The following is a 14,300-nucleotide window of genomic DNA, read 5'->3' on the forward strand; positions in this document are numbered from 1 at the left end:
CAAGGTGCGCGTCGCCATGAGCAACGCCTTCGCCATGGGCGGTACGAACGCAGTTCTGGCATTCAGGCAGGTGTAGAAGCCATGCAAGACGCCTCATTTGAGGTCACCTGTCGTATCTAGCTGCTTGCCGGACCACTATGTGAAGCGAGCGCTATTGGCTGCCTCTGCGATGCGGGAATTGGCAGCGGACGTCTCACGATCAAACAGGCATCTGCTTGTAGAATTCTTTTAATCGTGAAGCGGCGCGAGTGCGCTATCCGTTGAGGTGAGCAAGGCCGGCGCCCTGGGTGAGCGCTGGTGTCGGGTGGTGGAAAGTACAGGGGGAGCTGTGTGGCCCCCTCTTTCTCGGCCTCGACGATGTGCGAAGGAGCCTGTGCGGCGAACGGGCCGACGCCCCAGGCTCAGAACCTGGGCGAACCTAACTCCCGCCAAAGGACAGCCCAGAGCTGGATACACGAAAGAGATACTGAACCCGCGAATCAGATTCTGATCAATCGTCGTGTCTGAGCTCCGCTCGGCTCTTACGGAGATAATCGCGCGGCCCGGCAACGGCCGCGCGTGCCGCGGGCGTGAGCTTTGCGCTTCGTCAGAAGTGCCTCGAGCGTGACGACGATAATTGACCAGCCATATGGAACGCATTCGCCCAGTTATCCAAAGCGTGGATACCTTTCATCTAAACAAAGGATTTTACCGTTTTTGCTGCAGGTCCCATAGAGGCGCTTCAAGTTGGAAAGATAGGTAGTTCCCATGGTTGCGTTGGATCCGAGGAGCATCATCTGGTGTGCGGGGCGCACAAAGTCAGTCGCATCTGCATTACGGCTTGGTCTTTCGGCGGTCTCCACAAGTTACGCCCCGTTGGTGCGATGCCAATTATTTAACCAATGCTTGGACATTTATCTCAACCAGACAGCTCCAAGGTGAGGTCTTCCATGCGCCCGAATGTCGATTGGAAGTTGTGCTGGGAAAATGAGCTGCAACTGGCCGACCATGTCGAACTCTCCGACTTTTTTCGAAAGACCTATGGACGGACTGGCGCCTTCAACGCGGAGCCATTCGAAGGCGGCCGCAGTTGGGCCGGCGCGAGGCCGGAATTCCGCGCAATCGGCTACGACGCGCATGGGGTAGCGGCTCACATCGGCATGCTGCGGCGCTTCATCAAAGTTGGCGAGGTCGACTTGATCGTCGCTGAATTGGGCCTGTACGCGGTTCGTCCGGATCTTGAAGGGCTCGGAATCGGTTTTTCGATGCGCGTGGCGTACCCAGTGCTCCATCAGTTGGGTGTTCCATTCGCTTTCGGCACGGTTCGGCACGCGCTGCGAAACCATGTCGAAAGATTCTGCAGAGCCGGCCTCGCGAACATTGTGTCGGGCGTTCGCGTACGATCGACCCGTCCAGATGTGCATCCCGACCTGCCGCCCACGCGCCTGGAAGACGTACTCGTGTTGGTTTCGCCGATCGGACGCTCGATGGACGAGTGGCCGTCCGGTACCCTGATCGACCGGAACGGTCCGGAACTATGAAGCCTCTGGACTACATATGCGAAGGGCAGAGTGACAATGCCGATGGCACTGCAGAGCGCAGCGTCTATCTGACGTTTGACGATGGTCCCAATTCATTTTTCACACCGCAGATACTCAATGTGCTGGCGCAACATCAGGTGACGGCGACCTTCTTCGTTGTTGGGGCCTACGCGGCCGACGAGCCGGAACTCGTTCGCCGAATTATTACAGACGGGCACGGTATAGCCAACCACACGATGACTCATCCGGACCTGGCCAAATGCGGGTCCGTCGAAGTCGACTGCCAGATAGTTGAGGCAAACAGAGTCATAGGGATGGCTTGCCCGCAGGCCATGGTTCGGTACTTTCGTGCACCGTATGGCATCTGGACCGAAGAAGTAATCGCTGCATCAGCGGGTGCGGCATTGGCGCCCGTCCATTGGTCCATTGATCCACGCGACTGGTCTCGCCCCGGCGTTGACGCCATCGTCGACAGAGTGCTCGCCGATATCCGGCCGGGCGCAATCGTGCTGTTGCACGACGGGTGCGCTCCCGACGAATTGCAACCAGGCAATCAAGCCAGTCTGCGCGACCAGACGGTGACAGCGTTGTCACGCCTAATTCCAGAATTGCACGGCCGCGGATTTGTAATCCGATCACTTCCTCAACACCCCTGAACAAACAGAGATCCTATGGACCTTCTCACCACAGCCAGTACTGTTGCCGTTTCGTCTTATGCGGTGCTCTCGACTGTTTACAGAGGCATGCAAGCGGTCTACTCCCAACCGGAAAATGTTACGCCGCCGTCGGAAAGCTTGTTCGGATCCGACCGTTGGCCGAGCGTGGATGTCATTATCCCCTGCTACAATGAGGACCCGCGCACACTCGCGGCGTGTTTAGCTTCCATTGCAAATCAAGATTACGCCGGAACATTTCAGGTCTATCTGGTTGACGACGGTTCTGGAAATCGTAATGCCGTCATCCCGGTACATCACGCCTACGAGGGCGACCCGAGATTCAATTTCATTCTGCTCCGCGAGAATGTTGGCAAACGCAAGGCGCAGATCGCCGCCATCCGCCGCTCATCTGGAGATTTCGTGCTCAGCGTCGACTCTGACACGACACTTGCGTCCGACGTCATCACAAAGCTTGCAGTAAAAATGCGGGATTCCATGGTCGGAGCGGCCATGGGCCAGCTGACGGCATACAACCGCAGCGACACTTGGTTGACCCGATTGATCGATATGGAATACTGGCTGGCTTGCAATGAGGAGCGCGCGGCGCAAGGTCGCTTTGGTGCGGTCATGTGCTGCTGCGGCCCATGTGCAATGTACCGCCGGTCTTGTCTCCTTTCTCTGCTGGATCAATACGAGACGCAGCTGTTCAGGGGGAAACCAAGCGACTTCGGTGAAGACCGTCATCTTACGATCCTCATGCTGAAAGCAGGCTTTCGAACCGAGTACGTTCCAGGTGCCGTCGCGGCGACAGTCGTTCCGGACAAGATGGGACCTTATTTGCGCCAACAACTCCGCTGGGCACGAAGCACCTTCCGGGACACGATGCTTGCGCGAGGTCTACTGCGTGGCCTGGATCGCTATCTAACTTTGGATGTGATGGGAGAGAATCTCGGCCCATTGTTGCTCGGCATCGCGGTAGTAACGGCGCTCGGTGAGCTACTATTTTCACATACAGTAAATTGGTGGACGGTGCTGGCTATTGTCACGATGACCATAATCAGATCTACGGTGTTATCTTTCCGCACTCGGCAGCTTCGATTCATCGGCTATTCAATGCACGCGTTAATCAGGATATTCCTGTTGATCCCCTTGAAGGCTTACGCCCTGTGTACATTGAGCAATAGCGATTGGCTGTCGCGTAAAAGTGTTCCCCTGCCCAACAGGAGCACAAAGGAAATCACAAGCGCGATGCCGCTTGCCGGAGCAAATGCTGCGGGCAATTCTGGAATTGCGGAGTCACTTCATACTGCAGATCTTTCGCTCACAGCTGGTGAAGTCTGACGGCCTTGCAGCGCCGAGTGACCGAGTAAGTTGTGTCAGTCGACACGGGGTGAAGCTTTCGAGTTACCTATGGTCAGAACGGGAACTATCTGGAAGCGACACGTGGCATCTTGACGTTATTCTTTGGCGGAAGCGATACACGCGTCGCTCCGGCCGCGACTTTCCAAAGGTGCCATCTCAAGGCGGTGGCCTGCTCTGAACCAGAATTCGCAAGTAAGCTGCCGGTGGCCAATCGGACTCATTCCGCTTGAGATAGACGCATGTCCAATGTAGCAATCGACCTTACCGGCGTAACCAAATTATTCGGAAACAAGCTCGTTGTGGACGGGCTGTCCTTCACCGTTGCATCGGGAGAGTGCTTCGGTCTGCTGGGGCCGAACGGCGCAGGCAAGAGCACGATTGCGCGTATGCTCCTCGGTATGACCCGGCCTGACGCGGGTGATATAACAGTCCTCGGTCTACCAGTGCCGGCACGCAGCCGCTTGGCCCGCAAGGGCATAGGCGTGGTCCCGCAGTTCGACAATCTCGACCTGGAATTTACGGTACGCGAGAACCTGTTGGTGTTCGGGCGCTACTTCGGCATGAGTACAAGAGAGATCAACGCCGTCATCCCACGGCTCCTCGAGTTCGCTCGCCTTGAGAGCAAGGCGGATTCACGTGTCGGCCTGCTATCCGGCGGGATGAAGCGGCGCCTGACGCTGGCACGTGCTCTGATCAACGACCCCCAGTTGCTTGTGATGGATGAGCCCACGACCGGCCTCGACCCGCATGCCCGCCATCTGATCTGGGAGCGACTTCGTTTCCTGCTGGCGAGCGGAAAAACGATCATTTTGACCACCCATTTCATGGAAGAGGCTGAGCGGCTTTGTGATCGGCTGTGTGTTCTCGAGCGGGGACGCAAGATCGCCGAGGGCAGTCCTCATGCGCTGATCGACGAGTACATTGGGTGCAACGTGATCGAGATCTTCGGCGGCAATCCACAGGAGCTGATTTCGCTGATCAGACCGTACGTTCAGCGTGTCGAGGTAAGCGGCGAGACGCTCTTTTGCTATGCGCCTGAGCCGGAGGATGTGCGCATCCAGCTTCGCGGTCGAGCGGGTCTGCGTATTCTAGAGCGTCCACCCAGTCTGGAGGACGTTTTCTTGAGGTTAACCGGACGTGAGATGGAGAAGTGAGCAATGGGTGAACGTTTTGCGGCCGCTCTACCCGCCAACGCCTGGAACTGGATCGCGGTGTGGCGCCGCAATCATCTGGCATGGAAGAAGGTGGCATTTGCTTCAATGCTCGGCACCCTTGCTGATCCGATGATTTACCTTTTCGGGCTCGGCACTGGCCTTGGACTGTTGGTAGGCCGCATCGAAGGTGCATCCTACATCGCCTTTCTGGCAGCCGGCATGGTTGCGACGAGCGCGATGACAGCATCAACCTTCGAAACAATTTACGCGGTTTTCGGTCGAATGCGCGATCAGGGCACTTGGGAAGCAATCCTGCACACACAACTTACCCTCGGCGACATCGTTCTCGGTGAATTGACCTGGGCAGCCACAAAGGCCTTTCTGGCCGGTACGACAATTGCGATTGTTGCCGCCGCGCTAGGTTATGCCGCGTGGACGTCGGTTCTCTACGTGCTGCCGGTCATCGCTCTCACCGGGTTCGCCTTTGCGAGCCTGGCCATGCTCGTCATCGCGCTCGCGCCCAGTTATCACTATTTTATTTTCTATCAGACGCTTGTCATCACACCCATGCTGTTCCTTTCGGGCGCGGTTTTTCCAGTCGGCCAATTGCCAGGAGTGTTTCAGCAGATTGCGGCCTTCTCGCCGCTGGCGAATTCTATCGATCTAATCCGTCCGGTGATGCTCGGCCGCCTGGGCGACAATGTAGGGCTGCATATAGGCGCACTTTGCATGTTCGCTGTATTGCCTTTTTTTCTGTCGGCTGGACTGTTTCATCGACGACTAATGCGTTGACGCTTACCTACGCCCATCAACGAGAAGGAGGTCCGCAATGCCGGATTGCAAACTGCCCCCAGCGGCCCGGAGGCATGCGTGTGCCAGGAATCGCGAGTGGTACAACAACGCCGAAGCCGGGCGCCACCCAGCCGCTGCAGGCACGCGCCCATCTTCGCGACCACACCTCGGAGTACAGGCTGGGTGGTGAGGCGCGCGGACCCACCCGGAGCGTTCAAGCGATAGCAGCCAAGCTTCTTGTGCGCGTCCCCAGACCGTCGCGGCCATTATTTAGTTGGATACACATGCAATGACCCACAACGAACCAACTCCTGAGCCTTTTGTGATCCTTGCTATGCCAAGGACCGGAACACACTATTTAGAAGAATTGCTAAACGAGCATCCGACCGTTCTGAGTAACGGTGAGTTGCTAAACGAATATGATCCCAATTGGCCCAGCACGGATCGCCTGCTAGGCACGGATCGCGAGCTTCTTGAGCTTGCCTATGTGCGCTGCCCTATGCGCGACTACAAGAATGTGACGCATCTTGGCTGCAAGATCAATGAACCTCAGTTTCGCGAGCGTCCAGCATTCTTTGCGGAATTAGCTCGTTGGCCAGCACTCAAGGTCATCCTCGTTGTTCGCCGAAACGTATTGGAATCGCTCCGATCCTTTGTGCAGGCCAGGGAAAGCGGTCAGTGGCTGAAGTTCAGCTCGGACAACGATACCGCTCGGCCACCGAGCGTCAGGTTGTCAATCGCCGACTGTGAGGCTTATTTCAAAGCCGCCGACGATTTTCACGCTCGCGTTATGGACTCCTTCACGTCGACCAACCTGCTTGTAATGGAATACGAGAGCCTACTTCACGAACCTGCCCAATGCTTGGGAGCGGTTTGGGATTTCCTGGGCGTTCCAGCGCTTGAGCCATCAGATAACGCCATCTTGCAGCGCCAGGAAACGCGACCGCTTGATCAAACGGTGGAGAACTTTGACGAGTTGCGGATTCACTTCGCACGCGGACCTTATTCAAGATTTTTTGACCTCGGAGATTCAATGCGCTCCTACGCTTAATCGCTTGTACCGCGTGCTCTGATGGGCGTGTAGGATATCCTGCAGTTTGCGCGCATTCCGTTCCAAAACTGACAAACCAAAGTCACCAAGGCAACCGGCAGTCGATCTGCGGCGAACATCAAAGGGCACGGGCGCAAGGCGACCTGGTCAATTCCCTCTCTGATGAAGCACTTCCTCAGACGCGATCTTTGGCGAGCCTCGAGTGCAGAATTCCGGCAAGGTGGAGGGTTCCAGTGCGCAACTGCACCAATCTCGCTGGACGGGACAGGCGTCCAGTTGGCACGGCGCTTGCTCCGAGATGACAGCAGCGCTCGACCGGAGCGCAGCATGGGAGAAGGAGGAGCCCCCACCCCGATCCGGTCAGGGAGAGAGAAACGATGTTGGTTCCAAGAGTCCCCCGCGCGATCGCAGCGCCCCGCAAGCGCCATTTTGCCCGGACCTACGTGCAGGTACTTGCCGCCATGGTCCTTGGAGCCGCAATTGGCTACCTCTATCCGGAAACCGGCCAAAGCCTGAAGCCGCTCGGCGATGCCTTCATCAAAGTCATCAAGATGATTATCGCACCTGTCATCTTCCTGACAATTGCGACCGGCATTGCCGGCATGAGCGATCTGCAGAAGGTCGGCCGAGTTGCCGCCAAGGCGATGGTTTATTTCCTTACCTTCTCGACGCTTGCACTCGTTGTCGGGCTGATTGTCGCGAATATCGTTCAGCCTGGCGCCGGCCTCAACATCGATCCGGCCTCGCTCGATGTCGAAGCCGTTAAGGGCTATGTGGCCACGGCTCACGAGCAGTCCGTGACCAGCTTCCTGATGAACATCATCCCGTCAACGATTGCCAGTGCCTTCGCGGAAGGCGACATCCTGCAAGTCTTGTTCTTCTCGGTCTTGTTCGGCATTGCTCTGGCGATGACCGGAGAGACGAGCAGGCCGGTCGTTACCTTTCTCCAGGCGCTCACCGCCCCCATTTTTAAGCTCGTCGGCATTCTGATGAAGGCTGCACCCATCGGCGCCTTCGGCGCTATGGCCTTTACGATCGGCAAATACGGAATCGGTTCGGTGGCCAACCTCGCGATACTGGTCGCGACGTTCTATCTGACCGCCTTCCTCTTCGTGTTCGGGGTTCTCGGCGTGGTCTGCCGCTGCAACGGCTTCTCGATCTTTTCTCTTGTCCGCTACATCAAGGACGAGCTGCTGCTTGTCCTGGCAACGTCCTCCTCGGAGGCCGCGCTGCCCTCGCTCATGGAGAAGATGGAGAAGGCCGGCGCCGCGCGTTCGGTCGTAAGTCTCGTCATCCCTACTGGATACTCATTCAATCTGGACGGCACCAATATCTACATGACGATCGCCGCCCTCTTCATCGCGCAGGCGACGAACACAGATTTGTCAATTGCCGATCAGATCCTCCTGCTGCTAATTGCGATGCTTTCCTCGAAGGGTGCGGCAGGCGTCACCGGCGCCGGCTTCATCACATTGGCCGCTACTCTGTCTGTCGTGCCGAGTGTTCCCGTTGCCGGAATGGCTCTAATTCTTGGCGTGGACCGCTTCATGTCGGAATGCCGCGCGCTGACGAATTTAGTCGGTAATGCGGTGGCATCGCTCGTTGTCGCTCGCTGGGAAGGCGAATTGGACCAGTCCCGGATGGAAGCCGCTTTCCGCGGTTAGGGTTACATCAAACGGGCTCCCCGCAAGCAAGCAATAGCGCGACGTGTAAGTCACGGCCTTCACAGCAGTCGAATTGCCGGCCTCCAAAGAGCGCTGGAAATAGTGTACTAACGCGGAGAGTAATACAACACCATGAAGCCCCTAAGCAAACGAACGGTTCACGGAAACTCATCTGGGTCCGCATGGAGCGCTGTTCGTCGAATGCGTTATCAACCGTGGGGTGTGGTAACTATTTCAGCTTGCCGCCCCAAGCCGTCGCGGGATCGCACCGGATGACGGAGGACCGGCCGATCAGAATCGCTAGGGGAAAGCGCGTCACAATTGCCGATCTCGCCCGCGAAGCCGGAGTCAGCGTAGCAACAGTCGATCGGGTTCTGAACGTCCGCCTTCCGGTGCGAGAGGAGACCGCCCAGCGGGTCCATGCGGCCGCGCACGCGATCGGCTATCATGCTGCCGGTCTCATCAAACAGCGCTTGCAGCAGCACCTGCCGCACTACAAGCTGGGCTTCATCTTGAGAAAACCTGCCCACGATTTTTACCAAGATTTCGCTCGCAATATTGAAGAGTCGGTCAGTATGGCTAAATCCTTCCACGGCCTTCCGATCATCGAGTTCGCGCAGTCACATTTGCCGCGTGACCTGCTCCCGCTTCTTAAGGACCTTGGAAGCCGCTGCCAGGCGATCGCCATGGTGGCGGCCGATCACCCGAAAATCACAGCATCAGTCGAGGAGCTCAAGGCGAAAGGTATCCCGGTATTTTCGCTGTTATCCGACTTCGCCGATGGCGTGCGCGAGGGCTACATCGGCCTCAACAACAGCAAGGTCGGACGGACTGCCGCTTGGGTGTTTTCCAAGGCCGCAAAACGGCCCGGCAAGGTGGCGGTGTTTGTCGGAAGCCATCGCTTCCAGGCGCATGCGACGCGGGAAACGGCCTTTCGTGCCTATTTTCGTGAGAACGCGCCCAAATTCGAGGTGCTTGATCCGCTCGTGAACCTTGATGAACGGCAGCTCACTTACGAAAAATTGCTGGATCTTATGCAGCGGGAACCAGAGCTCGTCGGCTTCTATATGGCCGGCGGGGGTATAGAGGGAGCAATTTCCGCGCTCCGAGAAGAGGGGAGCGGTCAGGATCTCGTCGCGATCGTGAGTGAAATGACGCCGCAGTCACGTGGGGCGCTTGCGGATGACATCTTGACGATGGCGGTCGGCACGCCAATGCGCCGACTTTGCCAGGAGCTGATAATGGCAATGGAGCGGGCCATCAAAGCCGGCGTCGCGGAGAGCCCGGGGCAGACATTTCTGCCGTTCGACATTTATCTTCCGGAAAATATTTGACCTTGATGGATTTCTATCATGAGCGCCCATTTTCCTTTCACCGATGAAAGGAAAGCTCGATTGACTCGGCCGTCTCTGTCCGATCTGTGAACCGGCGTGGTTCCGTCTTGAAAGAAGCCGGATGCCGAAATGGCAGCCGCGCTTCATGGAAGGAAAGTCAAGCAATGCGCCAGGTATCGCCCCGCTTTGCACTCGATCACATGGCGGCGCCCCGCCTTGACGTCAGTGCGCTTTTCGCGCTTGCCCGTGACCAAGGCCTGACCGACGTCCAAATCCGTTACCCTCATTTCAGCAATCCTGTCGCACGCGGCATTCCGGCTGCGGACGTTCGGTTTGCCGCTACCGAAGCGGGCGTCACGATCATCTCTGTCAACGCCTTGCAGCGGTTCAACGACTGGACTCCAACGCGTCAGGCCGAGGCAAGCAACCTCGCCGATTATGCGACGGCGTGCGGGGCAGAGACGCTCGTGTTGGTGCCGGCCAACCGCAGCTCGTGGCCCACCAATAGCGAGCGCCAGGACAATCTTCGTTTCGCTCTAAACGAGATCAAGCCAATCCTCCAGTCGCGGGGTCTGATCGGTCTCATCGAGCCGCTGGGTTTCCGAACCTGCTCGCTTCGATCAAAGAAGGAAGCGGCCGAGGCCGTTGCCGCGGTTGATGGCCAGTCCGTCTTTCGCCTCGTGCACGACACGTTCCACCACACCCTGGCCGGGGAGACATGCCTGTTCTGCGAGCTTACCGGCCTGGTGCACATTTCAAGCGTAAACGACCCGACCTTCTGGATTTACCCCGATCGCTTTCTTGCAGGTTCCGACAATGGCAGCCAGATTCAGGCGCTGCTGGATGGCGGCTACGCGGGACCTTTCTCGTTCGAGCTGATCGAGGAAGTCCATTCTCTGGACGATCTCGCAGGCGCACTTGCCGCCAGCATCGACTTTATCCGGCGAGGGCTATTGTCGTCAAAGTAGATGGTGACAGGTGTAGTGACTATAGGTGCGCCTGAATTTTCCGAGGGTTCACAGCGGGGCAGCCATCCGAGATGCCTCCTGTATCATTATCTCCCGCATCCAGATGCTTGCCGGATCGCTATTGTGGAGGGCCGGCCATTGGAGGGTCTCGGTGAATGTGGGAAATGGCAGCGGAAGTTCGATAACCCGCAGGGGGAACGTTTTTTCGAAATGCCTGACCAGCCGTAAGGGCATGGTCGCTATACGAGCTGTGCCGGACACCATAGGTGGAATCATGCTGAAGCCCTGCACGGCGACCTCGACACGTCTCTTAAGGCCATGCTCAAGCAAAAACCATTCCTCGATAGACGGCTTCATCGTACGCCCGAACCTGACCGCGACGTGCCTCATCGACATGTATCTCTCGAATGTAAGCTGCTGTGGCAGCTGCTTGTTTGTGGGACAGCCTACGCACACGAGCTTCTCGTCAAACAGCGCAATGCTTGAATGCACACTCGACGTGAACATATCCGGTAGAATTAGAAAATCGACGTCACCGCGCCGGAGAAGCTCATCGGGGCTATCGTCGACAGGCAGCAGTTCGAAGCTGACGGCGGGGGCTTCCCGTGAAATACGCTCCACAAGCTTTTCGAAAAACACGAGCGTGACGAAATCGGAAAGAATGATCCTGAAGAGGCGATCGGCTCGAGCTGGGTCAAACGGATCCGAAGAAATAATCGAGCACTGGATGTGCTGGAGAGCGTCGCGAACTGCGGGGGCAAATGCTGCCGCACGCGGGGTTAGAAATCGTTCGCGACCTCTTATCGTAAACAGTTCATCGCGGAAATAATCGCGCAGTCGGGCGACGGCCGCACTCATGGCGGGCTGACTCAGGTTGATCCTGCGTGCCGCCGCCGAGAGATTACGCTCCGTCAGGAGTGCGTCGAGCACAACGAGGAGATTTAGATCAAGTCCTTTGAAACGCATGTCATCAGCCATCCATGGGATGGATGCCTTTAACCGAAACAAACGACTTTAACAATTTAGCATTCTTGCAATCTTTTGTCGCAAAAAGTTTATGATGGATGACGTTAAGGTCCGACATATGAGCCGCGTGATCTGCCGAAGCGAGCAATCGTTCGTACTGTGCAGGTCAGAGATTGGCAGTTTGAAACGCCGGGCCGATGGCGCCGGGCTATCAACCAGCGTCTTCGGCGGCCCCGACCTAGCTGGGCGTGGAATCTAATAGGGTGCACCTTTCCAGTCCGAGGCGACTGATGGGCGGTTTGATCCTAAGCTGCCGTGAGGCCTGTGCCAATTGTATCGGCGAGCCAATGCAGCAGTCCGGCAGCGTTTTTGAGAGCTGTTGTAGGCTCGGCCTAAGCCCATTGGCGCAAGCCTATCTGAACGAAGCGCTTGGCCTTGCCGCTATCCGGTATGTGATCTGTGGTGTCTTCTCGTCCTGCTGTTCTTGTTTTGGAACGCCCTTATGGTGAGCCCATCCGGGACGTGGGGCACCGGGAGCACAAAGGTGCAGGCAGGCCGTCAATAGACCGTGGGCTGAGAGCCCGAGCTCGTTACATGGCCGCCCCTGGCGACTTTCCCGGATGCGCTGCGAGCGCGGATCAGTAGATGTCGTGTTGCCCGCCAGCTCCCGTCTTTGACCGAGCCAAGAAGGAGGAACGGGCATGCTTATCATCGGACTGGATATTCACCGCGCCTTCGCCGAAGCAGTGGCATGGGAGGAGGGCAGGCTCAGGCGACTCGGCCGCGTCGACATGCGGCGCGATCTGCTGGCGGCGTTCGCCGCGAAGCTGTCGCCGAACGATGTCGGGGTGATCGAGGCCACCGGCAGCGCGACGTCCGCTGCAGCTGTGATTGCGCCGCATGTGAAGAAGGTGGGGATCGCCAAGCCGAAACAGGTGTTTATCGTTGCCTATGCCAAGATCAAAACGACGATCGACGCCGACGTTCTTGCGCAGCTCTATGCCAGCGGCTTCTTGCCAGAAGTCTGGATTGCGGACGAGCCGACGCAGGCTCTGCGTCGACAGGTGACACGGCGCAATCAGATTGTCCGACAGAGATCTCGATTGAAGAGCGTCATCCAGTCGATCCTTCATAGCCACCTGATCCGTCCTGCCCGCATGCCGACCTGTGCGGCGCCAAGGGTCGGACCTGGTAATCGAGCAGGTCGTACCGCAGGACGAGCGCCTCGCGATCGATGGGCATCTGCGCGAGTTCGACCGATTGGGCGAAGACCTCCAGGTCATCGAACGCGATCTTGTCCGCTCGGCTCTCGAGGATGAAGGCGTGAAGCGGCTGATGACCATTCCCGGCGTCGACATCACCGTCGCGCTGGCGATGAAGGGCGGCGATCGGCGACGTGTCGCGCTTCGACGATCCGCAGAAGCTCGTGACCTATCTCGGGTTGAACCCAAGCGTCCAGCAGTCCGGCCAGGTCCGGCCTACCATGGGCGGATCACCAAGCAGGGCCGTGGTCATGCGCGCGGCATGCTCGTCGAGGCGGCCTGGGCGGCCGCTCGTGCTCCCGGACCGTTGCGAGCCTTCTCCCTGCGGCGTGCGAGCCCGGCGCGGACAGCATGTCGCGGCCGTGGCAACCGCACGCAAACTCTCTGTCGTGATCTGTCATCTGTTGAGAAGGGCGAGAGTTACGCGTAGGCTCGACCCTCCCTGCATGCCAAGAAGCTTGCGCGATGTGGAACTCAAGGCCGGGAGCAAGGCTGTGCGCGGCCAAAAGGGAGCGCACGCCTACAACATAAAGAGCCACCGGGAAGAAGAGCGCCGCTGGGTGGAGCAGGCCGAGGGCGCCTATGCACGCCTCGTCGCCGGTTGGAACCCACGAGGTCCGAAGAGGGTAGGCACGGATGCCGCAAACCGGGCGCCCAGCTTGGCATAAGGGCTACGTGGCCTCAGGAAGCGTCGTCGCCAATGCAGACCATGGACGAATTCCCAGCCGATGCCGAGATGCCGGTCGACCGTGCCTGTCGCCGTCCGGTGATGCGATGCCCCCGAGCGGATGAGTTCGCCCCGGATGCTCCCGGTCACGACGCACGGGTTCGGGTTCCAAGGCGCTCAGTTTTGTTCGCGCCCAATCGGTGTAGGACGCGGCAGAAAATACGAGCGTGACGAAATCGGGAAGAATGATCCTGAAGCGGCGATTCGGTAGAGCCGGGTCAAACTATCCGACGAAATAAACGAGCACTGGATGGGCGGGAGAGCGTCGCGAACTGGAGGGCAAGAGCTCCCGGACGCAGCGTTAAGTTTGAATACCTCCGCGGACATGGTCGCGAGCTTATCGCGCAAATAATCGAGCAGCCGAGCGCCGGCCGCACTCATGACCGGCTGGGCTCGGTTAATCCTGCATGCCGCGCCCATGAGGTTGCGCTCTGTCGGGAGTGCGTCGAGCACAACGACGAGATGTAGTTCACGATCTTTGAAACGCGTGGTCAACTATCCAAAGTGTGGATGCCTTTCATCGAAACAAACGATTTCATCAATGTTCTGGAATCCTGCATGGGCAGAAGCACCTGACGCACACCGATGCCCCCACTGCCTCATGGCGTGGCGAGCGTCTTAAGAAACCGCCCGAAAGGAGATTTTTCATGCGCTCTACCGGGCAGTGGAGTGCTGGGAAAGGGAGTTGCAACTGACCGGGTCCGACTTCTTCCGAGCCTATGGACAGACTGGGAGACGCGCACGGTGTAGCGGCTCACATCGTCATACTGCACCTACGCCACACACCGGCCGGACCTGATCCGGCTTTATGAGCATTGGGCTTTGTCAGTTGCCCAAGCGTGAT

The 14,300-nt window shown here is 58.0% G+C and carries 11 protein-coding genes and 1 pseudogene; 11 read left to right on the forward strand and 1 reads right to left on the reverse strand.

Features of this window, described 5'->3' with window-relative positions; genetic code table 11:
* Window positions 1-929 precede the first annotated feature (929 nt).
* From EOA36_RS10385 to EOA36_RS10425, 9 genes are all read left to right on the forward strand, one after another.
* Window positions 930-1,520 carry a NodA family N-acyltransferase gene (locus EOA36_RS10385; RefSeq protein WP_024505875.1) on the forward strand — a complete coding sequence of 197 codons (591 nt, stop codon included), beginning with the start codon at window positions 930-932 and terminating at the stop codon, window positions 1,518-1,520.
* Entirely contained in the window at window positions 1,517-2,176 is a 660-nt protein-coding gene (gene nodB / locus EOA36_RS10390) for a chitooligosaccharide deacetylase NodB (RefSeq protein ID WP_126057632.1), read from the forward strand. Before EOA36_RS10385 ends, nodB begins: the two co-directional genes overlap by 4 nt.
* 15 nt (window positions 2,177-2,191) lie before the next feature.
* The gene (nodC, locus tag EOA36_RS10395; protein WP_032899868.1) at window positions 2,192-3,517 is read left to right on the forward strand and encodes a chitooligosaccharide synthase NodC; all 1,326 of its coding nucleotides are present in this window, start codon (window positions 2,192-2,194) and stop codon (window positions 3,515-3,517) included.
* Window positions 3,518-3,777: 260 nt separating this feature from the next.
* Window positions 3,778-4,692 carry a nodulation factor ABC transporter ATP-binding protein NodI gene (gene nodI, locus EOA36_RS10400; protein ID WP_024505873.1) on the forward strand — a complete coding sequence of 305 codons (915 nt, stop codon included), beginning with the start codon at window positions 3,778-3,780 and terminating at the stop codon, window positions 4,690-4,692.
* A gap of 3 nt (window positions 4,693-4,695) precedes the next feature.
* Window positions 4,696-5,484 (forward strand): ABC transporter permease, encoded by a 789-nt coding sequence (locus EOA36_RS10405; protein ID WP_029356621.1) that lies wholly within the window; start codon window positions 4,696-4,698, stop codon window positions 5,482-5,484.
* Between the two features lie 289 nt (window positions 5,485-5,773).
* On the forward strand, window positions 5,774-6,535 hold the full coding sequence (locus EOA36_RS10410; protein WP_024505871.1) for a sulfotransferase: 762 nt from the start codon (window positions 5,774-5,776) through the stop codon (window positions 6,533-6,535).
* A 377-nt stretch (window positions 6,536-6,912) separates the two neighbouring features.
* Window positions 6,913-8,199, forward strand: coding sequence for a dicarboxylate/amino acid:cation symporter (locus EOA36_RS10415; RefSeq protein WP_126063813.1), 1,287 nt, complete (start codon window positions 6,913-6,915; stop codon window positions 8,197-8,199).
* A 272-nt stretch (window positions 8,200-8,471) separates the two neighbouring features.
* Window positions 8,472-9,533 (forward strand): LacI family DNA-binding transcriptional regulator, encoded by a 1,062-nt coding sequence (locus EOA36_RS10420; RefSeq protein WP_024505889.1) that lies wholly within the window; start codon window positions 8,472-8,474, stop codon window positions 9,531-9,533.
* A 164-nt stretch (window positions 9,534-9,697) separates the two neighbouring features.
* A complete protein-coding gene (locus EOA36_RS10425; protein ID WP_024505888.1) occupies window positions 9,698-10,501 on the forward strand; it encodes a TIM barrel protein in 804 nt (267 codons plus the stop codon).
* A 48-nt stretch (window positions 10,502-10,549) separates the two neighbouring features.
* Here the strand turns inward: EOA36_RS10425 and EOA36_RS10430 are convergent, their stop codons facing one another.
* Entirely contained in the window at window positions 10,550-11,467 is a 918-nt protein-coding gene (locus EOA36_RS10430) for a LysR family transcriptional regulator (RefSeq protein ID WP_024505887.1), read from the reverse strand.
* A 701-nt stretch (window positions 11,468-12,168) separates the two neighbouring features.
* Here EOA36_RS10430 and EOA36_RS38915 point away from each other — a divergent pair.
* A pseudogene (locus EOA36_RS38915) lies at window positions 12,169-12,543 on the forward strand (IS110 family transposase); the annotation flags it as partial.
* Between the two features lie 91 nt (window positions 12,544-12,634).
* Entirely contained in the window at window positions 12,635-13,159 is a 525-nt protein-coding gene (locus tag EOA36_RS38920) for a transposase (RefSeq protein ID WP_245265439.1), read from the forward strand.
* Window positions 13,160-14,300 lie beyond the last annotated feature (1,141 nt).

This window comes from Mesorhizobium sp. M8A.F.Ca.ET.021.01.1.1, assembly GCF_003998025.1.
Lineage (GTDB): Bacteria > Pseudomonadota > Alphaproteobacteria > Rhizobiales > Rhizobiaceae > Mesorhizobium.

Coding starts and splice junctions, on each gene's coding strand:
- EOA36_RS10385 (WP_024505875.1), top strand. CDS start 930: ATGCGCCCGAATGTCGATTGGAAGTTGTGCTGGGAAAATGAGCTGCAA.
- nodB (WP_126057632.1), top strand. CDS start 1,517: ATGAAGCCTCTGGACTACATATGCGAAGGGCAGAGTGACAATGCCGAT.
- nodC (WP_032899868.1), top strand. CDS start 2,192: ATGGACCTTCTCACCACAGCCAGTACTGTTGCCGTTTCGTCTTATGCG.
- nodI (WP_024505873.1), top strand. CDS start 3,778: ATGTCCAATGTAGCAATCGACCTTACCGGCGTAACCAAATTATTCGGA.
- EOA36_RS10405 (WP_029356621.1), top strand. CDS start 4,696: ATGGGTGAACGTTTTGCGGCCGCTCTACCCGCCAACGCCTGGAACTGG.
- EOA36_RS10410 (WP_024505871.1), top strand. CDS start 5,774: ATGACCCACAACGAACCAACTCCTGAGCCTTTTGTGATCCTTGCTATG.
- EOA36_RS10415 (WP_126063813.1), top strand. CDS start 6,913: ATGTTGGTTCCAAGAGTCCCCCGCGCGATCGCAGCGCCCCGCAAGCGC.
- EOA36_RS10420 (WP_024505889.1), top strand. CDS start 8,472: ATGACGGAGGACCGGCCGATCAGAATCGCTAGGGGAAAGCGCGTCACA.
- EOA36_RS10425 (WP_024505888.1), top strand. CDS start 9,698: ATGCGCCAGGTATCGCCCCGCTTTGCACTCGATCACATGGCGGCGCCC.
- EOA36_RS10430 (WP_024505887.1), bottom strand. CDS start 11,467: ATGCGTTTCAAAGGACTTGATCTAAATCTCCTCGTTGTGCTCGACGCA.